Source organism: Candidatus Defluviilinea gracilis, assembly GCF_057138825.1.
Genome location: NZ_DBNHEF010000028.1, coordinates 1 through 25,082, shown reverse-complemented (window position 1 = coordinate 25,082; position 25,082 = coordinate 1). Strand labels below are relative to the sequence as shown.

General features: G+C 53.0%; 18 protein-coding genes and 1 pseudogene. 8 read left to right on the top strand and 11 right to left on the bottom strand.

Annotated features, from left to right (window positions below; translation table 11 throughout):
- Nucleotides 1-55: 55 nt before the first annotated feature.
- Nucleotides 56-5,743, bottom strand: a complete 5,688-nt coding sequence (locus AC16KF_RS03705; protein WP_484035947.1) for an nSTAND1 domain-containing NTPase — start codon at nucleotides 5,741-5,743, stop codon at nucleotides 56-58.
- Nucleotides 5,744-6,055: 312 nt separating this feature from the next.
- Here AC16KF_RS03705 and AC16KF_RS03700 point away from each other — a divergent pair, with 312 nt between their 5' ends.
- Together AC16KF_RS03700 and AC16KF_RS03695 are read left to right on the top strand one after the other, a co-directional pair.
- Nucleotides 6,056-6,448: a hypothetical protein gene (locus AC16KF_RS03700; RefSeq protein WP_484035946.1), complete on the top strand. Its 393-nt coding sequence runs from the start codon at nucleotides 6,056-6,058 to the stop codon at nucleotides 6,446-6,448.
- 30 nt (nucleotides 6,449-6,478) lie between these two features.
- The gene (locus AC16KF_RS03695; RefSeq protein WP_484035945.1) at nucleotides 6,479-7,279 is read left to right on the top strand and encodes a carbohydrate-binding protein; all 801 of its coding nucleotides are present in this window, start codon (nucleotides 6,479-6,481) and stop codon (nucleotides 7,277-7,279) included.
- A gap of 153 nt (nucleotides 7,280-7,432) precedes the next feature.
- Here the strand turns inward: AC16KF_RS03695 and AC16KF_RS03690 are convergent, their stop codons facing one another.
- Nucleotides 7,433-7,900, bottom strand: a complete 468-nt coding sequence (locus AC16KF_RS03690; protein ID WP_484035944.1) for a WD40 repeat domain-containing protein — start codon at nucleotides 7,898-7,900, stop codon at nucleotides 7,433-7,435.
- On the opposite strand from AC16KF_RS03690, the pseudogene AC16KF_RS03685 reads away from it, so the two are divergent.
- Nucleotides 7,901-8,323 (top strand): annotated as a pseudogene (locus tag AC16KF_RS03685) (adenosylhomocysteinase); the annotation flags it as partial.
- 114 nt (nucleotides 8,324-8,437) lie between these two features.
- On the opposite strand, the gene AC16KF_RS03680 reads toward AC16KF_RS03685, so the two are convergent.
- The 3 genes from AC16KF_RS03680 to eno all read right to left on the bottom strand — a co-directional run bounded on the left by AC16KF_RS03680 (nucleotide 8,438) and on the right by eno (nucleotide 11,043).
- Nucleotides 8,438-8,902, bottom strand: coding sequence for an IS66 family transposase (locus AC16KF_RS03680; RefSeq protein WP_484035943.1), 465 nt, complete (start codon nucleotides 8,900-8,902; stop codon nucleotides 8,438-8,440).
- A gap of 564 nt (nucleotides 8,903-9,466) precedes the next feature.
- On the bottom strand, nucleotides 9,467-9,718 hold the full coding sequence (locus tag AC16KF_RS03675; RefSeq protein WP_484035942.1) for a YgiT-type zinc finger protein: 252 nt from the start codon (nucleotides 9,716-9,718) through the stop codon (nucleotides 9,467-9,469).
- Nucleotides 9,719-9,744: 26 nt separating this feature from the next.
- Nucleotides 9,745-11,043, bottom strand: a complete 1,299-nt coding sequence (eno, locus tag AC16KF_RS03670) for a phosphopyruvate hydratase (RefSeq protein ID WP_484035941.1) — start codon at nucleotides 11,041-11,043, stop codon at nucleotides 9,745-9,747.
- 152 nt (nucleotides 11,044-11,195) lie between these two features.
- On the opposite strand from eno, the gene AC16KF_RS03665 reads away from it, so the two are divergent.
- From AC16KF_RS03665 to AC16KF_RS03655, 3 genes are all read left to right on the top strand, one after another.
- Complete coding sequence (locus tag AC16KF_RS03665; RefSeq protein ID WP_484035940.1) at nucleotides 11,196-11,888, top strand: lysophospholipid acyltransferase family protein; 693 nt, start codon at nucleotides 11,196-11,198, stop codon at nucleotides 11,886-11,888.
- An 84-nt stretch (nucleotides 11,889-11,972) separates the two neighbouring features.
- The gene (locus tag AC16KF_RS03660; RefSeq protein ID WP_484035939.1) at nucleotides 11,973-12,725 is read left to right on the top strand and encodes a LysM peptidoglycan-binding domain-containing protein; all 753 of its coding nucleotides are present in this window, start codon (nucleotides 11,973-11,975) and stop codon (nucleotides 12,723-12,725) included.
- 475 nt (nucleotides 12,726-13,200) lie between these two features.
- Complete coding sequence (locus tag AC16KF_RS03655; protein ID WP_484035938.1) at nucleotides 13,201-15,213, top strand: alpha/beta hydrolase; 2,013 nt, start codon at nucleotides 13,201-13,203, stop codon at nucleotides 15,211-15,213.
- 157 nt (nucleotides 15,214-15,370) lie between these two features.
- On the opposite strand, the gene ppdK is transcribed toward AC16KF_RS03655, so the two are convergent.
- Nucleotides 15,371-18,178 (bottom strand): pyruvate, phosphate dikinase, encoded by a 2,808-nt coding sequence (gene ppdK / locus AC16KF_RS03650; protein WP_484035937.1) that lies wholly within the window; start codon nucleotides 18,176-18,178, stop codon nucleotides 15,371-15,373.
- A gap of 160 nt (nucleotides 18,179-18,338) precedes the next feature.
- Between ppdK and AC16KF_RS03645 the strand changes: the two genes are divergently transcribed.
- Complete coding sequence (locus tag AC16KF_RS03645) at nucleotides 18,339-18,752, top strand: response regulator transcription factor (RefSeq protein WP_484035936.1); 414 nt, start codon at nucleotides 18,339-18,341, stop codon at nucleotides 18,750-18,752.
- A 238-nt stretch (nucleotides 18,753-18,990) separates the two neighbouring features.
- Here AC16KF_RS03645 and AC16KF_RS03640 read toward each other — a convergent pair whose 3' ends face one another.
- From AC16KF_RS03640 to hpt, 4 genes are all read right to left on the bottom strand, one after another.
- Complete coding sequence (locus AC16KF_RS03640) at nucleotides 18,991-19,755, bottom strand: alpha/beta fold hydrolase (protein ID WP_484035935.1); 765 nt, start codon at nucleotides 19,753-19,755, stop codon at nucleotides 18,991-18,993.
- A gap of 159 nt (nucleotides 19,756-19,914) precedes the next feature.
- A complete protein-coding gene (locus tag AC16KF_RS03635; RefSeq protein WP_484035934.1) occupies nucleotides 19,915-20,448 on the bottom strand; it encodes a ribonuclease H-like domain-containing protein in 534 nt (177 codons plus the stop codon).
- Between the two features lie 107 nt (nucleotides 20,449-20,555).
- Nucleotides 20,556-22,208, bottom strand: a complete 1,653-nt coding sequence (locus AC16KF_RS03630) for a tRNA nucleotidyltransferase/poly(A) polymerase-related protein (protein ID WP_484035933.1) — start codon at nucleotides 22,206-22,208, stop codon at nucleotides 20,556-20,558.
- Nucleotides 22,209-22,281: 73 nt separating this feature from the next.
- The gene (gene hpt, locus AC16KF_RS03625; protein ID WP_484035932.1) at nucleotides 22,282-22,839 is read right to left on the bottom strand and encodes a hypoxanthine phosphoribosyltransferase; all 558 of its coding nucleotides are present in this window, start codon (nucleotides 22,837-22,839) and stop codon (nucleotides 22,282-22,284) included.
- A 119-nt stretch (nucleotides 22,840-22,958) separates the two neighbouring features.
- On the opposite strand from hpt, the gene AC16KF_RS03620 reads away from it, so the two are divergent.
- Nucleotides 22,959-23,822 (top strand): phospholipase D-like domain-containing protein, encoded by an 864-nt coding sequence (locus AC16KF_RS03620; protein WP_484035931.1) that lies wholly within the window; start codon nucleotides 22,959-22,961, stop codon nucleotides 23,820-23,822.
- A gap of 319 nt (nucleotides 23,823-24,141) precedes the next feature.
- Here AC16KF_RS03620 and AC16KF_RS03615 read toward each other — a convergent pair whose 3' ends face one another.
- Nucleotides 24,142-24,711, bottom strand: coding sequence for a thymidine kinase (locus AC16KF_RS03615; protein WP_484035930.1), 570 nt, complete (start codon nucleotides 24,709-24,711; stop codon nucleotides 24,142-24,144).
- Nucleotides 24,712-25,082: the final 371 nt, after the last annotated feature.

The window sequence follows — 25,082 nt, the reverse complement described above, 5'->3', positions numbered from 1 at the left end:
TGATCAGTAAGCAGTACAGCCTCGCGGACCTTTGGCATCCGCGAGGCTGTTTGTTTTACGGCTTCGTTTGAATCTTTCCCGCGATGATATCCGCTTTGATCTGTTCCAGCTCGGCTTTAACTTCATCGGAGATCAGTGATTCGAATTGGTAGAACGGAGCCAGCCCGACTTCGCCTGTCTGCAATCCGCCGAAATGGATACCGCCTGCAAATTCATTCTCGATGATGGATCTAACGGTTAGTTCCACGGTTGGCGCGTAGTTTTTCAGGATGCTGGTAAGGACGATACCTTGATATTCTGGAAGCCCATCTGCCCAGTCGAAGTCCACGCCGATGAGATATGCCTCTCCATGCGGCATGATTGCCTTGGCGGCTCCCACGCCCGGGTCATAACCTGCCACCGGAAAGACAATATCTGCGCCCTGGTCCAATAACTGTTGCGCGATGTCTCTGCCTTTTTGTTCGCAATTGAAACATCCCGCAAAAATCCCTTCGTGTTTATGCGGATCCCAGCCAAGGACTTCCACATGAGTTCCGTTTTTCTCGTTGAAATATTCCACGCCGAGGGCGAAGCCGTCCATAAAATCGGTTACGGGAGGAAAATCCGCGCCGCCGAAAGTGCCGACCTTGCCGGTTTTCGATTGTGATGCCGCCAGATACCCCGCGAGGAATGCCGCTTGATCGGTTGCGTACAATTGTGTTCTCAGATTGTCCAGCGGCGGATCGAACGGAAATTCAATCACAAGATATTTCTGCTCCGGGTCTTGTTCAGCCGCGGCATAGATGGCATCCGCTATTTCGGACGTGCCAATGATCAGGTCGCAATCGCCGCGCTGGAATTCAGCGATGTGTTTTTGAAAATCGATCATCTCTCCCGATTCAAGAACTTTTAGATCCCAGCCAAACTCCGTATTGGAATTTTGCATGCCTCGAAATATTGCCTCTTCAAAGCCAGCGCCGGTTAGCCCGTTCGTTCCGGTTACCTGACAGACTCTGCCCGAATCGGTTGGAGGGATGGGCGTGGCAGTTGGCGCGCTTGCCGGCGCTCCGCATGCAGACGGGCTTTTATGCAGATACTTTGTACATTCTTCAACAGTTAGCCCTCGCGTGAGGCGAGAATTGGCGAGTGTGATCAGGTCATCCAATTCCAAGAGATAAACATACACGCCGTTATCTTCGCCGATGGCAAGCAGTTTTCCATTGGGGTGGAAGGCGATATCCCACAAACCCAAGCCGCCGCTGACAAAGGTGTTGAGTTGTTTTCCTGTTGTTGCATCCCAAAGCCTGGCAGTGCCGTCGCGGCTGGCGGTGGCTAGGTGTTGCGCGTCTGGACTAAAGGCGATGGACATGACCTGGCTGGCGTGCCCGCTCAACGTCAGGAGTTCTGAACCGGTTTTTACATCCCAGACCTTTGCGGTGTCGTCGAGGCTGGATGTTGCGATTCGCGATCCATCCGGACTGAAGTCAATTGCAGAGGGCGAAGCGGTATGCCCGCGCAGAGTGATGATCGTTTCGCCTGTGACCGAATCAAGGATCTGCACAGTGTTGTTGTAAATGCCCAACGCAAGTAATGTATCATCCGGGCTGAAAGCGGCAGTGCGGACGGCAGCCGGAAAGAACTGGGTATAAATTTCTACGGGAGGAGAAACGGAGACATCCCAAAGAACCGCCTTGTAATCTTCACCGACAGTGATCAGGCGTGTGCCATTGTGATTGAACGCCACTCCATTGACGCGCGCTGTATGTTTTTGTAATTCACCCAGTATCGAACCGCTTGACGGACTCCATATTCGAACAGTGGAATCTTCGTAGGCGACAGCAATTTTTTCTCCGTTGGGGCTGAACGACAGATCGTATACCAGTTTTTCAAGAGAGGGCAGAGCGTGGATGATCTCTCCGGTATTTGTATCCCATACGTTGACCATTCCATTCTCAGCGCTGGTTGCGAGTAGTGTTCCATCCGAGTTGTATGCCAGTTGTCCGTCCGAGGTGGTGGATGTGCGCGAAGAAAATACCTCGCGGCGGATGATGTTCCACACTCGTAAGGTTCCATCGGTACTGCTGGTTGCGAGCCGTGTGCCGTCCGGGCTGAAATCAACTTCGATCACCGGCTCGGTGTGACCGGCAAAGGTTACGATTTCACGTCCCGTTGTAACATCGAAGATCTTTGCGGTGCGGTCTGTACTGGCGGAGGCGATCCATTTGCCGTCCGGGCTGAATTCGAGGTGGTTGATCCCGGCAGTATGAGCGACAATTGTAGATCGTTGCTCGCCGGTCTTAGCGTCCCAAATGATGATGTCAGAATAGCCCGACCCGCCTGTGGTGGCGATCAATTTTGAGTCAGGGTTGAACGCGCCGGTCCCGTCCACGCCTTGCCCGCGCAATTCCATTAGTTGCTTCCCGGTTCCAGCATGCCAGACTCGTGTTGTGCCGTCATCGCCAAACGAAATGACGCGGGTGCCATCCGGACTGAAGTAAACAAAACGAGCGCTGGCAGTATGACCGATGAATTCGACCAACTTTTGTCCCGTCTCTACATCCCAAATGACAGGAACGCCGCCGAAGTCAGAAGTCAGGATGCGTTTACCGTCCGGGCTGTACTCAAATGTGATGCCCTCATAATAGATTCGACTCGTGAGGACGATCTCCTTGCCGGACGGCACATCCCAAAAGTGAATGCCGTCGTCATACCCAGCCGCCACCTTCTTGCTATCCGGGCTAAAGACTGAGAAATAACCGGGCGCTTCAAACACCAATTCACCGGTCCTGGCATCGTATACTTTTGAAAAACCATCGGCTCCAGCCAACAGATATTTTCCATCCGGGCCGACCTCTACGTTCCATGGAAAACCGGGCGCGCTGGCTTGTATCACCATTTCGATCCGCGATGTTTGCACGGCGCGATGCAGGGCATCTTCCGCTTCGATCGTTCTCGACGAATCCAACGCTTCCAACGCCAGCAGCACGCTGAGCTCGGGATCCGCATTGAGATTCAGGATCGAAGCCGCCGCCAACTCACGGGAGGTTGCTTCGCGGTTGGACGCCTGTGCCTGCCGCCCGAACAGGATCGCTGCCGCGCCAAGGATCAACGCGACCACCAATGCGCCTGTCAGATAGACGGCGCGTTTGCGTAATTGTCCTGCTGAATGAGTTTGTTCTTCGGCGCGTTGCCTTTCAGTCTCTGCCAGTTTTTGCGCGGCATCAAGTTCGCGTTGCTGACGCGCGCGTTCTTCTGCGTCGAGCCGATCTCTTTCACGAATACCTGCATCGAGAAATGCGCGGTCGTTCTGTGTGATCGCAATAGTAGTGTTCGCCGCCCAGTTTTCGAATTGTTCCAGCCGCGTTCCAGTGAGCAAAAAGCTCTTATCGTTGTTGGTGTTCAGCCATTCGGTTGCCGCATTCGAGAGTTGTCTTTGTAAGCGGATATCATTTCGGCTTTCTGCAAGCCATTCGCGCAGGTCTGCCCATTCGCGTAAGAGCGCTTCATGCGCCACTTCAACCGTCGCGCCGCGCGAGATCGGGTCGCGGTCAAAAGTCAGCAATCGCGCCTTGCCGTAATGTTCGATCACAGTAGATAGGTGTTGATGATTCACGGAGAGATCGTCTAGTTCCTCACGCAAGACCCTGCGACGCGTGTCTTCTGTCCCTTCGCCCAGTGTAACGAGTCGCAGGAATAACTGCCGTGTTGCCGATCTTCCGGAATCATCGAGACGCGCATAGATCGCCTCCGCGCTCCGACCTAACGCGCCAAGCACGCCGCCGATCTCGCGGTAGGCTTTGTTGGTGAGCATGCGTCCCTCGCGTTTTTCAAATAACTCAGAGAGTGCGTATTGCAATAACGGAAGTGCGCCGGGTTGATTTCCAGCGTCACGAATGATCGTCGAAACGAGTCCCTTTTCCAGTCTGAGACCGACGCGCTGTGTGGGACCGGCAACCGCTTGCTCGACCTCGTCCGCTGTCAATGGCAGGACAAATTCAAAACGCCGATTCATCATCTCGCCGAAATCCACGTAGCGCAGGGGTTTGTCGGTGAAGTCTGCGCGCAAGGTAATGACCACGCGCAGGCGGCTGCGTTCATCCAGCACAGCAGTAGCGATGGCGTCGAGGAACAACGCGCGGTCGGCTTCATCATCGATCAGCGTGAACACTTCTTCGAATTGGTCAATGACGAGAACCAACTCGACTGTTTCATCCGCCGGCAAAATGCGATGAACCGCTCGAAGCAAGCCGCGATTTCCATCTTTCAATTGAGTCAACAAACTTTCGGGAGGGTTAACCGCCACGCGCAATAACGAGGCTTCCAATTCCTCAAATGGATTTTTACCCGGCAGCATGTCCACGATGAACCAGTTCTCAGAACCGGGCAGACCGCCGCGCCTCAATGCGGGAATCAAGCCTGCCCGCACCACCGACGATTTGCCGCTCCCGCTTGGACCGATCACCGCCAGAAAGCGATGTAAGTCTCCGCCCTCGCCGAGCCGTGCCAATAATTGTTGGATCAACGATTCGCGCCCGAAGAAGTTTTCTGAATCTGATTCGCTGAAGGCGCGCAAGCCTTTGAACGGATTGACGATCTCGCCATCGATCTCTTCTTCCTCATAGGCGATCACTGCTGGTTGTAAGCCCGCCGACTTGCCGACGGCATTGTGAAATTCATGCAAGAAAGACAGCGCGTCGGTGTAACGGTCCTCAGGGTCTTTCGCGGTCGCTTTTGCAATGACAGTATCCAACGCGGCGGGAAGCCCAGCCCTGTGCGCCGAAAGCGGGGGCATGGGTGTATTGATGTGTTGTTGGATCAGGTCGAAGGGCGTCGGACCCGCAAATGGGACGGTACCTGTCAACATCTCGTACAGCATCACGCCCAGACAATAAATATCCGTTTGTGGTCGTATCGAAAGCGATTGGATCTGCTCGGGCGACATGTATTGCGGCGAGCCGACCATGGCATCCAGGCTGGTTTGGTTTTCGATATCGGGGTTGCCGAGATTCTTGGCGATCCCAAAATCTGCAAGATAGGTATTCGAATCATCGTCGAGCAAGATATTGGCGGGCTTTAGGTCGCGATGGATGATCCCGATGCGATGGGCTGAATTCAACGCGGAACAGATCTGCTCGAACATTTTGAGCGCGCTTTCAATTGAGATCGCGCCTTGTTCAAGACGGCTCTGAATATTCCCGCCGCGTAAAAGCCGCATCACAAGATATGCCACATTCGGCTCGCGCCAATAATCATAGAGTGGAACGATATGCGGATGTTCGAGCCGCGCCACAAGTTGCGCTTCGGTCTCAAAACGGCGGATGAAATCAGGATGATTTGCATATGCCGGCAGAATGATCTTGACCGCCACTTCCCGTTCCACGTTGGGTTGAACCGCGCGATACACAGTTCCCATGCCGCCCATGCCGATCCGTTCCGCCAGCGCGTACCCGCGGATGGCGCGTCCGGTCAGGTCTTCGCGCCCGATCTCTTCGATGGCTGGGGGAGGCGTCACCGGCGGCAGGTCAGACGCGGCAGGTTTGACAGAGCGCGCCCAGCGGACGAAACCGGCTCTTTCCTCCAGTGGAATTGCCAGCGCCATCGCGAGTCTCTCGGCAATTTGAACGGACGCGCGCAGATCATCTGCCTCGATCTTTCGCAGTGTGATCGCCGCGCAACCAACGCGCCGCGCCAACTCCTCCTGCGTGAGGTCCATCTCGCGGCGCCGTTGCCGAACGTACAAACCGAAGGATTGTTCCTGTTCCATGACTGCTCCTCAGTTAATACCTGATGCTATTAACCGTCCCGCAGGTTCAGTGAAACCCAATGTGTTCTGCAACGAAACCTGCGGGACGTTCTAGGCAAGGTCACATAACAAAAAGTATAGCCGAGCGATGGGTCAAGTACAAGAAGCAAACAAGTTTATATCGTTTTTTATATCGGTCGTGAAATCCGTGTGAAAGTTATATAAAAAGCGATAGGAAGCCAAAAAACCCTTGAAATTGAAATTTCAAAATGTTACAGTGCGGACATGAAATCGCGCGCAAATTTCAAATCGTTCAATTCAAGGAGAATCAAAATGAACAACAAAAAGTTTTCGCTCTTGGTCGCAGTACTGATGCTCGCCATGCTGGTGTTGCAAGCCTGTGCCAGTAAGCCTTCGGCGAACTTTCCTACCGGCAGGTTCGCAAATCCCGAAGCCCCGCTCGAGGGGTTCGATTTCCACGAAGATGGTACATGGAACAACTTCTACTACGGCGCGCATGAAGTCTGGGGAACCTACAGCGTCAAAGGCGACCTGTACATCGAGGAAACGAACAATTTCAACTGCGGCAAATCGCCCATGAGTTTCCGCTACACCTTCGATGGGACGAATCTGCACTTCGAGCTCACCGAAGAAAGCAAGAACGATGAATGTGAGGGCAGGCGGGGCGCATTCGACGGCACGACGTGGGTGCTGGTGGAAGAGTAGTGCCGCAATTCGAAATATTGTTGAGGGATGATGGAATCCAACCATCATCCCTCAATGGGAGAAAATATCATGAGCAAAAAGGAATCTGAAAGCACGCAAACTGGAAAGACTGAAATTAGCATCGCAAAGATCGGGTTGATAACCGCCGTTGCGGTTGCGTTCATCTCTTGTATGGGGACGGTTGCGCTTCCTTTCTTCCAATATCTAACAGAGCAAACGACGCCGACAGTCGAGGTTCAACCAACTGTTGACGAACAGGGAAATAATGATCCTGAACCGACCAGACAATTGACTGTTCAAGTTGAACCAACCATTGCCCCGGCTACCAGTACGCAGTCTCCGCCTACCAGTGCTCCTCTTTCGCCAACTTTAACGCTACCGCCTCCGCCCACGTCAACACCAAAACTCCTTACGTCCGAGAGCTTCGAGGCGGAACATGGAGAAATGAGTAGCGGAGGTTTCCCTGTCCGTGATCAAACAGCAGTATCAGCATCCAATCAAGCATACTGGTTGGGGGCATGGGGAGCTTCTGTAAAGTTCACTATTACCGAAATGGCAGCTGGTCAGTATGAACTAATCATCCGTTATGAAAAATATACGAATAATGCCGAATACCGTGATCCGGGTTATCAAAATTTGTATGTGAATGGCAATCCTAGTCCGATTCTAATAACAACCTTTAAAACTTTTGATGATACAGTGATGAAATGGGCAGATCTTCAGCTCATCGTACGACTTGAGCAGGGAAGAAACACGCTCGTAATAAAAAATGATGTGAGTGATCAGGTGGCAGGAATTGACCGTCTTGTCCTTCGCTGGATAGGTCCGTAATCGATTTGAGACGAATCAAAGACCTCGGAGTTTTCAAAAACCCCGAGGTCTTTTGTAGATCGTAAGTGACTGTCACCTTCAAGGTGACAATCACTTGTAAACCAAACGACCTCGCGGATGCCGAAGGGTCCGCGAGGTCGTTTGGTTATCTATCTAAGGACATTGCTCCACATGCAGGTATTTTTGACATTCAGCCGCGTTGAGGCGACGTGTGATTCGAGTTTGAGCCAATGCCAGAAGTTCCTCGATATCAAGAGTGAATACTCGCACAACCCCATCATTACTTGCGACCACGAGATGAGCGCCGTTATCGGTACTACTGAAAGCAACCCCGTATACTCCTCCTTCACTGCCCGGTAGAGTCAAAATTGCATCGCCCGTCTCAACATCCCATACCTTGGCTGTGTTATCGCCACTGCCTGTTGCAAGGAATTTTCCATCCGGGCTAAACGTAACCGGTCTGAGTTCTGCGCTATGGCCCGTAAGTGTGAGCAATTCCTTGCCGGTAGTTGCATCCCAGATTTTTGCGGTCGAGTCGCTGCTTGCTGTGGCAATCTTTTTCCCGTTGGGGCTATAGGCGATATCAACAACGCCTGACGTATGACCGGCAAGTGTGAACATCACTTCGCCGCGATGAAAGACGGCGCGATCGTCGCCAATTCAGGTCACTTCAACGTGGAGATCAACATCCCCGCGCTTGAGAAGATGAGCGTTGGCAAACCGAATCTTGTCCGCCCGTTCGTGGATCAATACACGACGAAAGACGGACGTAAGATCAACATCCTCGGCGAAGGACGACTCATCAACCTCGCTTCCGCCGAAGGGCATCCTGCTTCCGTCATGGACATGTCTTTCGCCAACCAGGCTTTGTCCGCCGAATTCATGGCGAAGAACGCGGATACGTTGGAGAAGAAAGTCTATTCCGTCCCTGCTGAGATCGATCACGAGATCGCCCGCCTCAAACTCGAAGCCATGGGCGTGAAGATCGATACGCTCACGGCGGAACAGACTCACTATTTGAATTCGTGGGAAGAGGGAACGTAATTCAAAGGATGAATTCAGAAGGATGAAGGATGAAAGCCTCGCAGTGTAAAAATCCGCGAGGCTTTTTTCTTGTTCGTCCAATCCGAAAGCAACGTATCGTTAATTCGTAACAGGTCACGCAGTAGATTCGAGGAACGGCAAAACAGGCTGCCCCAACAAAGCCACTAATTTCTGAAAGGTGCTTTCGCCATGTCGTTTGGCAGTATTCAAGACGGTTGCCAGAGCCGCATAGCCTTGCGCGCCCCAATCGGAGCGGAAACTACCCATGACTTTGCGATGAAAAACGGACGGACGCAAGGCGCGTTCGCAGGCATTGTTGTGGGCCGGCACATCGGAGCGGTGCAGGAAGACGAATAAGGAATCTCGATACTTGCGATAGCGTTTGAGCAGATTGCTACCCAGTCGGCGGAAGGTTCGTTGCAAGAGTTGTTTCAGGCGATTTTCCAGAATGGCTACCTGCCTTGCAAATCCTTCCTTACTCAAAGTAAATCCGAACATTTCTTTGCAAACCTGAACCACCCGTTCGTGTCCCAGGTGATGCTCAGCCCAAACTTCGATAATTTTGCTCGGATTGTCCACCCAGGGACGTTCCGTTTTTTCGTGCCCTGCTTTTGCCCCGACATTCTTACGCCTCTTACGCTTCTTTGACCCATACGGCTTGAAATCCCGCGAAGGCGTTGTGACGAATTTCGTGAATTCGTTCGCTCTCCCTTCAAACGTTCAATTTCTGCCATTAACTCCTGTATGAGCGCGATCAACTCTTCCCGCGATTTTTCCTCGATCCTTGGTCATGTCTGGTATCATGCTCCTCGTAACACCGTTCTTCTATAATAGTCGTGACCTGTTACAAGATTTATAACGGACAAACCGTCCACGAATTTTTCACGAATACCCTGACGGGCACACGTAAACGAATATGAGAGCCGTCCATTCGCCGAAGGTTCGTGGTTTTTATTCGTGGACGGTTTTTACAACTACCATCCACGAATACTTCGACAGGCTCTGGACAGATTTTTCACAATAACCGCCTACACCCTCAACGCCTCCCACCCCGCGTACTTTGCCGTGTCGCCCAACTCCGCTTCGATGCGCGGGGCTATCAAAAGACCTGACGGATGTATCCTTCCATCAGGTCCTTTCCGTTTACGAAAATTCGTAGACTGGCACCAGAATCTTGCGGTCAATATCGCGCCGTCCGCGAACGCTCTCTTCGATGGTTTTTAGCACGTTGGCAGCGTAGTAACGAGTTCCGCATTTGGTGCACACACCGGCGGGGATGTTCTCGATCAAAACATACTCGCCCTTCACCTTGCGATGAAGGGTCACGCGCTTCTCGACGATCTTACCGTTGCAGTATTCGCAGGTCTCGCCTTGCCAGAAATTTTTTGTTTCCATGGTGTGATTATAAGCCCAAAACTTTCTTATCTGATCGCCAACGCATCCCACCCCGCGTACTTCGCCGTATCGCCCAACTCCGCTTCGATTCGGAGCAATTGATTGTATTTCGCCACGCGGTCAGACCGCGCGGGCGCGCCTGTTTTGATCTGACCCGTGTTCAACGCCACCGCGAGATCGGCGATGGTCGTGTCTTCGGTCTCACCCGAGCGGTGACTGGTCACTGCTCGCCAGCCAGCGCGGTGACAGGTTTCAACAGCCTCAATCGTTTCAGTTAACGAGCCGATCTGGTTCACTTTCACGAGCAACGCGTTGGCGGCGTTCTCTTTGATGGCTTTGCGCACACGTTCGGGATTCGTCACCAGCAGGTCATCGCCGACGATCTGAACTTTATCGCCCATCGTCTTCACCATCAACTTCCACGAGTCCCAATCGTCCTGCGCGAGTCCGTCTTCGATGGAAACGATGGGATAGTCCTTTACCCACTTCGCCCAAAACTCGACCATCTCCTCGCCCGTGAGTTTCTTCCCTTCTTTGCGAAGGTTGTATGTTTTCGTATCTTCTTCGTACAGTTCCGATGCGGCGGGGTCTAACGCAATGGCAACATCTTTTCCGCGCCCTGCTTTGAAGCCAGCCTTTTCGATCGCCGCGAGAACCGCTTCGACCGCGTCATCATTTGCTTTGAAGGATGGCGCGTACCCGCCCTCATCGCCGACGAGAGTCGCAAATCCTTTTTCTTTCAACACCGCTTTCAACGCGTGATAAATCTCCGCGCCCCAGCGCAGTCCCTCTGAAAAGGTCGGTGCGCCGAACGGCATCACCATGAACTCCTGCATGTCGGTGGATTGCCACGCCGTATGCGCGCCGCCGTTCAGGATGTTCAACATCGGCACAGGCAGGATGTGCGCGTACACGCCGCCGAGATAACGATACAACGGCAGACCGTACGAATTCGCCGCCGCTTTCGCCACCGCCAGGCTGACTCCCAAAATGGCGTTCGCTCCCAACTTGGATTTGTTCGCAGTCCCGTCGAGAGTCAACAACTCTGTATCGATCGCTTTTTGTTCCGAGGCGTCCCAGCCGAACAACGCGTCCGCGATCACGCCGTTGACGTTTGCCACGGCTTTCGTCACGCCTTTGCCGCCATAACGTTTCTTGTCGCCGTCGCGCATCTCCAGCGCCTCATGCTCGCCCGTCGACGCGCCCGACGGGACCGCCGCGCGTCCCCACGAACCGTCTGCCAGCGTCACTTCCACTTCCACGGTCGGATTGCCGCGTGAATCCAAAATTTCCAATGCAGAAATGCTTTCGATGATAGTGTCCATTTTGTTCTCCAAGTGTTATATCGTTTTGATGGCTCCGACGCGGTTCCGCTGCGTCGGTATCACATTCGTTCGTGATGCGGTTCAACTGCATCACGAACGCGCGCGATTCGATGTGCGCCGCAAGTATAATTCACTTTAGATGTTGGACATTTATGGATACCGCGATTCCTCCCACCATTGATTCTGATTCACGCGCCCGAAAGAAATACTATCTTGAAGAGACTCCCCAGCGCCGCGCCTTGCTCGTCCTTCTGCGGGCGGTCTTTTTCGCCATCATGAAAATGGACGTGACCGGCGCCGACAACCTGCCCAGGGAAGGCGCGGGCATCGTGGTGGCGAATCACGTCACGAATTTCGATGTCTTCCCGATGCAATTTTCACTGCCGCGCCCGATCTTTTTCATGGGCAAAGCCGAGTTGTTCAAGAATCCCATCATGGATGCGGCGTTGCGTAACTTGAGCGCGTTCCCGGTCTCTCGCGGAGATAAAGATATGTGGGCAATGCGCCACGCCTCGAAGGTTCTCAAACAGGGTCAGTGGCTGGGGATGTTCCCCGAAGGGACGCGCTCGAAAGGGAAGGGGTTAAGCGTCGCCAAAACTGGAACAGCCCGAATGGCGATCGAAGCGGGTTGTCCCATCCTCCCGATGGCGATTACTGGCACAGATCAGTTTTTTGGGCGGTTCCCGCGTCGCGCCCTCGTCGAGGTAAACATCCTGCCGCCGCTAGTTGTGAGGGAGAATGAAAGCCCGCTGGCGTTAACCGATCGTTTGATGTTCACGCTGGCGCAGGCATTGCCCGCGTCCATGCGCGGGGTGTATGCAAGCCTGCCGCAGGGGTTTGGCTAGGAGATTTGTGGGAGGCATGCCCGGGTGCGGAACATTTTGCGGGGAACCGGCATCTACTAAATGTCAGAATTCAGAGGAGAAAAAATGAAAACCAAAAAGTTTATCCAATATTTTTTGCTTGCGGCATTGGCGCTTGCCACCTTTGCCTCCACAAGCCCGGCGTTCGCGCAAGGTTGCGGCTCCAGCGTAACTGTTGTCAGCGGTGACACCTTGCGAAAGATCGCCGATCGTTGCGGCACGTCCATCTCAGCCTTGCAACGCGCCAATCCGCACATCGGCTCTGGGAATTTGATCTACCCCGGTCAGGTGTTGCAACTGCCCGGCGCGATCCTCGGCACAGATGGCGGCTACTTCATCTATGTTGTCGCGCGCGGCGATTCGTTGAAAGGTTTGGCGACCCGCTTCGTTACAACGGTTGAGGCGTTGCTTCGCGATAACCCCGAGATCAAGAACGCGAACGTGATCTACGAAGGTCAGTGGATCAAAGTGTACGTGACTGTGACGCCCACTCCGCCGCCCGCCACGCCGCCTCCCTCCAGCGGACAGGTGTACTATGTGCAAAAAGGCGACACCCTGCGGAACATTGCCTCGCGCTGGAGCACAACGGTGGAGGAGATCCTGAAAGTGAATCCGCAACTCACCAACCCGAACCTGATCTACGTCGGGCAGGCGATCAACATCCCGTTGGGCGCGTCCAGTTACATCGTGCAAAAAGGCGACACGTTGAAGATCATCGCCGGTAAGTTCGGCTCCACGGTAGAGACTCTGCTCTGGCTCAACCCGAACATCTCGAACGCCAACCTGATCTACGTTGGGCAAGTGATCAACGTTCGGTAGTCAATCCAAATCGTTTGCGACACAGGCGCGCCGAAAAGCGCGCCTGTGTTATTTTTATTGCGAGCTCCTATTCGTGGATGGCTCACGATCGCGGCACAACGGCTTAAGTCGAACTCATAATGGATAACGGTTACGTGTCACGGCGAGAGGCTTTTCAAAGCATCCCAAAAAAATCCATGATCGCCCGCGGAACTGTCGGTAGATTTCGCCATTGACCGCTTTTGAGGTTTTGCTCTCTACCGTACATGTGCACCGCTAAGTGTCGCCATGACGCCATGCGACACCCGCAAAGAACGCAAAGAAAACCTTTTTAACTTGGCGACCTTAGCGTGCTCTGCGGTAATAATCTTCTCATGTACGGTAGAGAAAGGTTTTGTAACCTTTAGAGTTCAAACATCACTTGCCTATCTCGGATTTTCTCTACTATAATGCCTCATCAGCCCGAAAGATTCAATTTATATTGCGCGGAGGACGCATGAAGTCTCATTTTAATCTGCCCATACAGTTGGCTTTGATCGTTGTGTTGTTGTTCTCGTCCATTGCCGCCGCGCCCTATCAACAAACATTCCAGACTCCCATGGAAGACCTGTTGGATGCGCTTGGCGGCTATGAGTGTTTTGAAGGAAGCGCGTTCACTTGCGTGACCATTGAAGTTCCCCTCGATCATTTCAATCCGTTGGACGCCCGAACGCTGAATGTGACCTTCGCCGTCCTGCCTGCCGCGGGCGCGCGCAAGGGAATGTTCGTCACCGCGACTGGCGGTCCCGGCTACTCCGGTATCTCCTCGGCGGATTCTTACATGTCCGGTTTCGGCGAAGATGTGCTGAATTCGTTCGACATCGTTTTCTTCGACCAGCGTGGCTTGCTGTTCTCCGGCGACCAAACGTGTCCTGATGCCGCCAGCGCGTTTTATCAACGCGATGCGCGCGGCAAAACGCCCCAGCAGGAAGCGGCGTTGAAGCAATCCTCCAGCGCGTTCAGCGCCGGCTGTGTCGGCGAGGTAAGCGACCCCAGCCTCATGCCCTATCTTGGAACGAAGCAAGCGGTCGAAGATTTGGAAATTTTCCGCCAACTCTTGGGCGATGAAAAGTTCTGGCTCTATGGCGAAAGTTACGGAACGCAATACGCGCAGACGTATGCCGCCGCGCACAGCGACCACCTCGCCGGTCTCATCCTCGATGGCACGGTTGACCTCACCCTCGATGGATTTAATTACTACGTGCAACAGACTCAGGCATTCAGCGATGTGCTGACCGCCTCGCTCGAAGCCTGCAACGACGACCCCGCCTGCCGCAAAGATATGCTGGGCGACGCCGTCCGCGGATACGACGCGCTTGCCAAAATCCTAGAGAAACGCAATCTCCATTTCCGTTTTCCGCTTGCCAATGGCAAAGGCGCGTACCGCGCGTTCACACTTGCCAACCTCGAATATGTTGCGGCGAGCCAGGTTTATAGCGAGAGCGATCGCATGATGTTTGTCCGCGCTCTCGCGGCATTCACCTCGAAATTGGATATTCTTCCGCTTGCCCGCCTCCTCTATCTGGATTTGGGGGTTGACCCGCAAACCCTCGACGTAATCCCCGACCCGAGCTATTCCGAAGCGGTGTTCTACGGCGTTGAATGTCAGGATTACGGCTACCCCGGGAATACGCCCGAGGAAAAGGCAAACACCTACCTCGCCACAGTCGATTCATTTGAATTTTCCATCCCGCGTTTGGCTTCGTTGATCTATGCCGACCTGCCCTGCGCCTATTGGCCCAACGCCACCACCGACTTGACCCGCCCGGACTATCTGTTTGCTGAAGACATCCCAACTCTGGTGCTTGGCTCCACAGCCGACCCTGCCACCCCGTATGGCAACGGCGTCAATGTGTATGAGCATCTGGCAGACGCCTACCTCATCACACAGGAACAGGGACCTCACGTCATCTTCGGGCGCGGTAACGCCTGCCCCGATGAGATCGTGGTCGATTTCCTCGTCAACGATGTGACGCCCGCCGAACGCGAAACAACCTGCGAAGGATATCTGGTTGATCCGCACGTTCCGCTCGCGCCGCGCTTTGCCGTCTCGTTTGGAAGTCCGCGCAATGCGTTATCTGCCATGGAGACCGAAATTTACTACCTGCCCGAGTTCTATTACTGGGACGGTTTCACTCCGACCGTTGTCGGTTGTAATTACGGCGGCGCGCTTGGGTATGAATTGAATAACGCCGGCACGCGCGTCAATTTTTCGCTCGATAAATGCGCGTTCGCCTACAACTTCGTGATGACCGGCACCGGCTTCTATAACTTCGAAAACGACCGCTTTGTTTTGAATGTAACCACCACGGGGCGCTGGAAATGCAACTTGAAGTATGACCGCAAAGGCGAGAACATCAAGATCACCGGCAAATGCGACGGGAAGAATATCAACAGCGATAATTTCGACACCGAGCATCTCTGGCACATCTTCCCGAACTTCGAAGAGTTCAATAAGAGCAACAATTGAGACTCGCCTCGAAATTCATTTTTCGAGCGTAGCCACGGATTTCACCGATTTATACAAAAAAGCCAACCCGGTTTGCGGGTTGGCTTTTTTGATCGGCGGATTTAATTCATAATCCGCGAGAATCCGTGCAATCTGTGGCTGAGTCTTTTCCTGTGCCTTATTTTCTTCGAGCCTTTTTGGCTGTGGATTTCTTCTTCGCCGTCTTCTTCACGGTGGCAACTTTCTTCTGCGGACGATACTTCAGCGCCGCGTGTGCCGCCGCGAGACGAGCGATCGGCACGCGGAACGGCGAACACGAAACATAATTGTTGCCGATGATGTGACACCACTCGATGGAACTTGGGTCGCCGCCATGTTCGCCGCAGATACCCACTTCGAGATTCGGGCGCGTTGTCCGCCCTTCGGCGATTGCCCAATCCATGAGTTTGCCCACGCCGCCGCGATCCAGCGACTGGAACGGATTGACTTCGAGGATGCCCTGTTCCTGATACGTGATGAGGAAGTTGCGCTCGGCGTCGTCGCGCGAATAACCGTACGTCATTTGCGTGAGGTCGTTCGTGCCGAACGAGAAGAACTCGGCGTGTGTGGCAACTTCTGCCGCCGTCACTGCCGCGCGGGGGATCTCGATCATCGTCCCGAACTTGTAATCGAACTTCACTTTCTTTTCATCCATCACGGCTTTGGCGATGCGCTCGAGCCGCGGTTGGATCCATTCGAGTTCTTTCACCGTTCCCGTGAGCGGAATCATCACCTCAGGCTTCACCTTGATGCCGCGCTTTGTGCAATCCGCCGAGGCTTCGAAGATGGCGCGGACTTGCATCTCTACGATCTCAGGCATCGAAATGCTGAGGCGCACGCCGCGCAAGCCCATCATCGGGTTCGATTCGTGCAGTCCCTTGATGGCGGCGAGCAAGTCTTCTTTTTCTTTCAACCCAGCGGTTTCATTTTTCACGCGCATCGTGACGACTTCTTCGAGGAGTTTTTCCTCGTCGGGCATGAACTCGTGAAGCGGCGGATCAATTAAACGGATGATGACCGGGTAACCGTCCATTGCTTCAAACAGACCGTCGAAGTCTTTGCGCTGGTGGGGGAGGAGTTTGTTGAGCGCGGCTGTGCGTCCCTCGCTCGTGCCGGAGAGGATCATATCCTGCACGATGGGTAAACGCTCCGGCTCGAAGAACATATGCTCCGTGCGGCAGAGACCAATCCCCACCGCGCCATACGAGCGGGCGCGCTGCGCGTCTTTCGGATAATCGGCGTTCGCCCACACTTGTAATCCGCGCGTGGGGTAGCCGGGGGCTTTCGCTTCGCGCACACCTTTCGTGGCGGAAATTTCATCCGCCCACTTCAGGAGGGTGAGCAATTCAGTTTGCTCTTCAAGTGACGGCGACGTGGTCGGGATTTTTCCGATGAACACTTTACCGGTCGTGCCGTCCACCGAAACCCAATCGCCTTCTTTGACGGTCACATCGCCGACGGTCATCTGTCGTTTTTCAAGATTGATCTTGATCGCCGACGCGCCCACCACGCACGGGATTCCGAACTGACGTGCCACGACCGCCGCGTGTGAAGTGGCTCCGCCCTCGCTGGTCAGCACGCCCTTCGACGCGATCATGCCATGCACATCGTCCGGCTTGGTGAACGGACGCACCATGATCGTATCCTGCTTCTCGTCCTTCGCCATTCGTTCGGCGGTGTCCGCGTCAAAATAGATTTGTCCGACTGCCGCGCCGGGGGAGGCGTTTACGCCCTTCGCAAAGAACTTACCGGACTTCTCGGCATTCTCCATCGCATCGTGATCAAACTGCGGGTGGAGGAGTGAATCCACATTCTCCGGTGTGACGCGCTGGACAGCCTGCTCTTTGGTGATCAAGCCTTCCTTCGCCATATCCACCGCGACCTTGACCGCCGATTTCGCCGTGCGTTTTCCGTTGCGCGTTTGAAGCATCCACAACTTTCCGCGCTCGATGGTGAATTCGACATCCTGCATGTCTTTGTAGTGCTTTTCAAGCCGCGCGGTGATGCCCATGAATTCTTTGTAGGCTTTCGGCATCTGGTCTTTCAAGTGTTCGATCGGGTCCGCGTTACGGATGCCCGCCACCACGTCCTCACCTTGCGCGTTGATGAGATATTCGCCCATCATCTTCTTGTCGCCGGTGGACGGGTTGCGCGTGAACGCCACGCCCGTGGCTGAGTCGTCGCCCATGTTGCCGAAGACCATCGTCACGATGTTGACCGCCGTGCCGAGATCGTCGGGGATGTTCGTCGCGCGGCGATAGTCAATGGCGCGTTTGCCCATCCACGATTCGAACACGGCTTTGATGGCGAACTCCATTTGCTTGTACACATCTTGCGGAAAATCGAAACCGACTTGTTGTTTGAACACCCCTTTGAACACCGCGACCAATTCCTTCCAATCTTCGGCGGTCATTTCAGTGTCAGACTTGTATCCTTTTTTGGCTTTATGCTCCGCCATCGGATGTTCGAAATGTTCGTCGTCGAGGTTAAACACGGTCGCGCCGAACATCTCGATCAGGCGGCGGTACGAGTCCCACGCAAAGCGCGGATTGTTCGTCAGCGTTGCCAAGCCTTCCACCACCTCATCGTTCAAGCCAATGTTGAGGATGGTGTTCATCATGCCCGGCATCGAGAACTTCGCTCCCGAGCGGCACGAAACCAACAGCGGATTTTTCGGGTCGCCGAATTTCTTGCCCGCGCGTTTCTCGGTCACTTTCATTGCATCGAGCGCTTGCTTCCACATCCCCGGCGGAAACGCCCCACGCTGGCGAAACCAGTTACAGGCTTCGGTTGTGACCGTGAATCCCGGCGGCACCGGCACCCCGGCGCGAGTCATGTCGAATAATCCAGCGCCTTTTCCGCCAAGCAGGGCGCGCACATCCTCCCACGAGCCCGCGTATTTTTCGGCTTTCGCCACTTCATCGAATAGATATACCCAGGTTGTCATTCAGTCCTCCAAAATTTTTCTAAATCGGACACAGTTTACCACGAACGAATTAGAACAAAAGTAATGCGTACCGCCGCCGTTTGACACGTCTAACTGATAGCCCATTGCAAAGTGCCAACTCTGTCATTCTTCGATATAATGGGGGCTGATTGGATACACTATGCCGATAAAAATTCTTGTGATCGACGATGATACTGCCGTCACGGACCTGTTGTCGCTTTTGCTAAAATCGCAGGGCTTTGAAGTGGCGGCTACGAATAATAGCAACGACGGATTGAATTTTATCCGTGACGACCGACCCGACTTGGTGGTGCTCGACCTGATGATGCCGGAGATGGACGGGTGGGAGGTCTGTAAATCGGTGCGCGCGTTTAGCCAGGTGCCAATCATCATCCTCTCTGCCCTGAACGACCCTTCGATGATCGCCAGCGTGCTGGACGCCGGCGCAGACGATTACCTCACCAAACCGACTCCCAGCCGCGTGCTGGTGGCGCACATCAACCGATTGATCAAACGGAATGGTACAAACGGCGCACCCGGTCACGGCTTGGTGCCGCAAATGGGGACACCCTGAGCCGCTTCTTTCCCCAGTGGACGCCTGATTCAGTCATCCCCAGCCTTCTCCGCCGGGGATGATTTTTTATACGCTGAGTACCGCAAAGTTCACTTTGCGCTCGCGCATTACCAGGATGCTCGCAACCTAAACGTTGCGGTACAAATTTCTTCACGCCAAATACTTCAACGCCTTAGCCAACTCCAAAAGTTCTTGACGCAGTTGCACTGCGTCAAGGGCAATCCTTTCAGAACGCCGATTATGCCAAGCGCTTCAACGCCTCAGCCGTTTCTTTCACCGCTTCCATCATCGGCAAGTGACCGACGCCTTTCAACTCCACAAAATGCGCCGACGGCACTGCGGATTTCATCTCACGCGCGCGATCCACAGCCACCAACGAATCCGCGTCGCCATGAATAACCACAACAGGGATGTTGAGATCCGCCAGCATTGACGATGTGTCCATCCGTTCTGCCATGGCTCTGAGCGCGCCGATGAACGCGGAGGGTTGTTGTCTCTGCATGATCGCGGTGACTGCGTTTTGGTGTTCCTCGCTCGGCGAAAATTTAGGCTTCATCGCTTCCACCACGCCGCCGATGCCTTTCTCTGCCACCTCCGCCGCGGACTTGTACCGTCCCTCTTTGCGGTCGGGCGGATCGGCAAGCGTCTGCGTCGAGACAAGTCCCAGCCTGCTGACTCGTTCGGGGTACAGTTTTGTGAATGCCAGCGCGATGTACCCTCCCATTGAATGTCCCGCGATCGCGGCTTTCTGTATCCCAAGATGATCGAGCAAACCAGCAATGTCCGACGCGAAGTCGTCCAGCGTGTATTGCGAATCCACCGTGGATGATTCTCCAAATCCGCGCAGGTCGGGCAGGATGAGATCGAACGTCCCTTCGAGCATCGGCGCGACAAAATCCCACGTGTGATGGTCGAGTGGGAATCCATGCAACAGCACAAGCGGAGTCCCTTTGCCGCGGCGTTCGTACGCAAGTTCAATTCCGTTGACGTTTATTTTTTGCATTTTTTCTCCTTGCCTTTCTGTCTCCGAAAGATTTTGAGTGAGGGCGAATGAGCTTCAAAATTTACCGCCAAGAGCGCGAAGAGAGAATTTAATCTTAGCGCTCTTGGCGGGCTTAGCGGTTAAAAAAAATGAGCCAATGATCGACTTCGTCCTGCAAAATCATTTCCAATTCACCGCCACCTTCAACTTGCTTCCCATTTTTGAATAATAATGCACAAACCCGTTATCGCGCCCAAACTCATACACGTGGCGGGTGATGTCCACGTCCGCTTTGCAGTATTCAGCGACCTTGTCCAGTTCGCCATCACGAAACCATTGCACAGATTGCACGCCATCGGCAATTTTCGTCGCGCCGAGGGTCGCCTTCGCCAGCGAATCCAAGCTGAGACGAAAACCGAGCGTGCGATAAATATCCTGCAACATATCCGTCGAGCGGATGGAGCGTAGATTCTCGTTTGGCGCGTATGGCTTGAGCACCTCGTAATCGAAGCTGAGGATGTTGAATCCGATCACGCGGTCGGCAGATTTCAACTCGGCGACCAGAGCCACCGCGTCCTTTTCCCAATACACGGCAAAATCATTCCGCGCCGAGGACCACGTCACGCCGCAGGCGAGAAGTAGTTGCGATGGGTTTCGCCCGCCAACTTCTTCAAATAATTTTTGTGTTTCGAGGTCGAAGAATACGATGTTCATGTTTTTGGACAAGCCCTTTTGAACCACAGAGACACTGAGTCACAGAGTTTATTAAATTGATCTTCTCAGTGTCTCCGTGTCCCAGTGGTTTTCTCTTGGGAATCGGTTCATAGATTGCCGTCCTCTATCAATTTCCGCGCTAGCGACAACGCCTCATCCCGCGTGGAGATTTCGCCGATTGCCTGACCTTCACGGATCGCCTCGAGCAATTGACCGATGATTCTGCCCGCGTCTAAATTGAGTTCCTTCATCAACTCGTTGCCGTCCAGCAAGCGCGGAGGGGCGACGGTCTCTTCGCGTTTCTCCCAATAGTTCTCAAGGAAAATTTTCGCGATCTCCAGTGCGGCATTCCAATTCTCTGTCGTCTGTGTATGGTCGCGTGTGCCGCGCAGGTCGGCAAGACCGAGCAGGATCAAGTCTACGCCTGCTTCGCCTGCGTCGCGGAAGAAGCGGTAAATGGATTTGCGCGTCGGCTCCTTCTTTTTTTCCTCCAACTGCATCGTAAAGAAATGGAAGCGCATGTGGTTGAAGATGATTTTTTTGACGCGCTGAATCTCGTCGTTGCTGAGGTTGAACTTGTGCCCGCGCATAGACGCGACCTTCGCGCCCTGCACATCATGGTCAAAAAAACGGATGCGCCCCGTGTATTCCACAGTCTTGGTGGCTGGCTTCTCGACATCGTGATACAACGCGGCGAAGAACAACGCGGCGCGGACGGAACGATCCGTGTTGAGGGATTCAGTGAAGTGAGATTCAAACCGTTCGCGATATTTTCCAAGTGCGGAAACGAGCGCGTTCAAAAACGGATCTTCCCCGCCTGAACCTGATTCAAGCGCGGCAAGGATCGCTTCGAGGTGACCGAGAACTTTCAGCGTGTGTTCCCATACATCGTACACATGCGGTGGGGATTGTTCGCATCCCTTCATGGCGGAGAGTTCGGGCATCATGTGTGGAAACACGTCCAGCATCTCCAGCGCGCGCATGGACGAGTCGGGTTTCGGTCCCTCAAGGATTTTGAATAACTCGTCGCGTTGACGTTCGGGTGAGACGTTCGGCAACAGAGACGCGGCATCTTTCATCGCGCCGCGTGTGGCGAGGTCAATTTTGAGATCGAACGCCGCGGCGAGACGGACTCCGCGCAAAATGCGGATGGGGTCGTCGGTCAACGAGGTGGAGGAGCAGGCGCGGATGATTTTCGCGCGGATGTCGTCCGCGCCGTTGAGCGGGTCAATGAGGGAGTTGGTTTTCAGATCGTACGCAATGGCGTTGATCGTGAAATCGCGGGCGTGCAGATCGTCTTCGAGAGCTTGTCCTGAGCCTGTCGAAGGATCTCCTCCGCGATAGGTGGCGAAGTCGAGATAGGTGCGTGAGTTGTCATCACCAATAACGATGACGCGTCCCGTGTCGCGTTCTTCGTCGAGGATCATGAAGTTGGCGTCGAGGGCGCGGGCAACGCGTCGGGCGAGGGAAATGCCGCCCGAAGGCACGGCAAAATCAAAGTCCCGTGAGAGGCGGTTGAGGATCATGTCACGTACCGCGCCGCCGACAAGGTAAATATCCTGATCGGGCAGCGCGTCGCGGACTTTTTCCAACAAAGGCGGGGGCGGAAATTTGATCGGCATGTAAATGATTTCGAGTTTTTCTTTGTGACGGGTATTTTGCGCGGCGTGCAATGCCTGCTCAGGCGTTCCACCCTGAGCGATGATCTTGCCGCGAATGCGGGCAACCCAACGACCTGCATAATTTGAATTGTCTTGCATATCTTTCCCCAATCGTAAATCAAAAGCTTGCGCTGAGCAAGTCGAAGCGTCGTAAATCGTAAATCTGAAATCGTCAATCGGAAGGTTTATATTTATTCAAATCCACCACGCCAACGAACGGAAGGTTGCGATAGTATTCGTCGAGGTCGAGACCGTAGCCGAAGACAAATTTATTTGGGATCTCGAAGCCGCGATAATGAATCGGAACTGGAGTTTCGCGTCGTTCGGGCTTATCGAGCAGCGCGCAGACTTTGAGACTACGCGGCTGGCGCACTTGCAGAAGTTCAAGCACCGATGCGATGGTGTTGCCGCTGTCAACAATGTCTTCGACAAGCACCACGTCTTTGTCGCGGATGTCCATTTGCAAATCCATCGCGACGCGCACCGCGCCGCTTGATTCGCGTTTGCCCGCGCCGTACGATGAAACCGCCATGAAGTCCATCATGTGCGGAGATGTGATGTTGCGGCTGAGGTCAACGAGAAATGGCACGCCGCCGCGCAAGATGCACACGAGGAGCAAATTGCCGTCGGGGTAATCCGCGCTGATCTCCGCGCCGAGTTCGGCGATACGGGCTTGGAGGGATTTTTCGTCCACAAGAATTTCGGCGAGGATGTCTTTGTAGTTTTGCATTTTACAACACACTTTGGATCAAAGGATATGAATCATTTCTTCCCAATCAGTAGACTTCTTTATTTTAATGTTTGCGTGTTAAAATTGGAGAACGAGTCCTGAATGAGAGGTGAAGCAACGTGCTAAATTTAATTCGTTCTCCATTCAAATCTACTTTTGAAGAGTTCGCTCAAAGCATTACTTCAGATTGTTTAATTTGCTCGCCATACATAACATTTAACCCCATCAAAATGCTGGCTGAAGCAATTGCAAAAAATAGACCTGATAAAGATGTGAAAATTAGTATTTTGACGGATATTTCATTAAGAACGCTAGTCCAAGGTGCAACTGAAATACAGGCATTGTTATATCTTTTCAAGAATCATTACAATGTCACCGTTGTTTATTTGCCCAAGATCCACGCAAAGGTCTATATTTCGAATAAATCAAGTGCTATTATAACATCCGCCAATTTTACAGATGGCGGCGGGATAAGAAATTTAGAATATGGCATTAAGATAGACAGCCACGACGCTGTCAACAAAATCCAAAATGACATAGATGAATACAAAAAATTGGGTGCTATTGTTACGCCCAACCAATTGGAAGAAATTCAAGCACAAGTCGAGAGCATAAGAAAAATAATTCAGGTTGAACAGAAAACAATTTCCAAAAAACTACGTTTGGAATCAAAAAACCAGCAAAGGATCATTGAAGACAATCTGATACGAGTAAGAGTAAAACACAAAAGTATAAACTCTATTTTTTCTGAAACCCTACTTTACTTGTTGTCTCAAAAACCCATGCCAACTGCAGAGTTGCATTTCCAAGTGAAGGATATTCATACTGATTTATGTGATGACGATGTTGATCGTGTTATTGATGGTAAACACTTCGGAAAACTCTGGAAACATCAAGTTAGAAATGCTCAGGTAACATTGCGGAAAGCAGGTTTAATAGTTTACGATAAGGAGAGGCGCGTATGGTACAGAGTCAAAAATTAGTGGTTCCAATAATTTGCGAGAATGCTCTCTGTCAAAATTTTGGCAAATTGGTTAATCGTGTATATGGGATAAACACAAGCGAAATAGATTTGTTCTATGAAAATTATGACGGCTCGATCGAAGAGGATTATTGTCCGATTTGCGGGGAATTAGGTATAGCAGAAGATCCAATTATGCTAAGATTCTAATAGTTCCAAACAGCTCCGCGGTACTCACATATTCATTTGTTTTCTGAGGTCTGTCTGTTGCCATTCTTCATAATCCGTCTCCAAATCTTGGCAGATTATACCGTCAACTTCGCATAAGATGCTTTATCGCGTTATCTCGGCACTTCGTGATGCTCACGACACCGCGCCTCATACATCTCTGACGCGCCGACGATGACAACGGGATCGTCAAATTTTGCGGGCTTGCCGTTGACCAGTCTCTGCGTGCGCGAGGCTTCGCCGCCGCAGACCATGCAGATCGCGTGGAGTTTATCCACCTCCTCGGCAATGGACATGAGGATCGGCATCGGACCGAACGGTTCGCCACGGAAGTCGGTATCCAACCCCGCCGCGATGACGCGGATTCCGCGTGACGCCAACTCGCGCGAGACGGGGACAACCTCAGGGTCGAAGAACTGCGCCTCGTCAATGCCGACGACGGTTGTATCCGAATCGATCTTGTTGATGATCTCCGTCGCTTTTTCGATGGGAATCGCGTCGAAGTCTGAGCCAGCGTGTGACGTGACCTTTTCCACTGCATAACGAATGTCAATTGCGGGCTTGAATACTTGCACCTTTTGCTTGGCGATCGTCGCGCGGACGAGACGGCGGATTAACTCATCCGTCTTGCCGCTGAACATCGAACCGCAGACTACTTCAATCGAACCGTGACTATGCTTCATTTTTATTATGAACCGCGAAGGTCATTGTTGGACGCAGATAAATGCTGACTAACGCTGACTAAAAAAGAAAAAATCTGCGTTTTTCTGCGCGCTACGCGGTCAGCGTCCCATTTCTTGGATGGAGTCTAATCTTCTTCGCGGTCTTCGCTCCTTCGCGGTAAGTATTTATATAACAAAACAGGCAGACGATTTCGCATCTGCCTGTAAGTTTACCTGAGAATAATCATTCTGCAAGCAATTTGTTTAGGGTAATCGCATTTGAAAATCTCGAGGCTCAAAACACGGTGTTTTGCCTTCGAATCCGCTAATCTGCGCGAATTTTTCCGAGAAAGGTTAGCGTGAATTCGTGAGGATTAGCGGACAAAAAATCC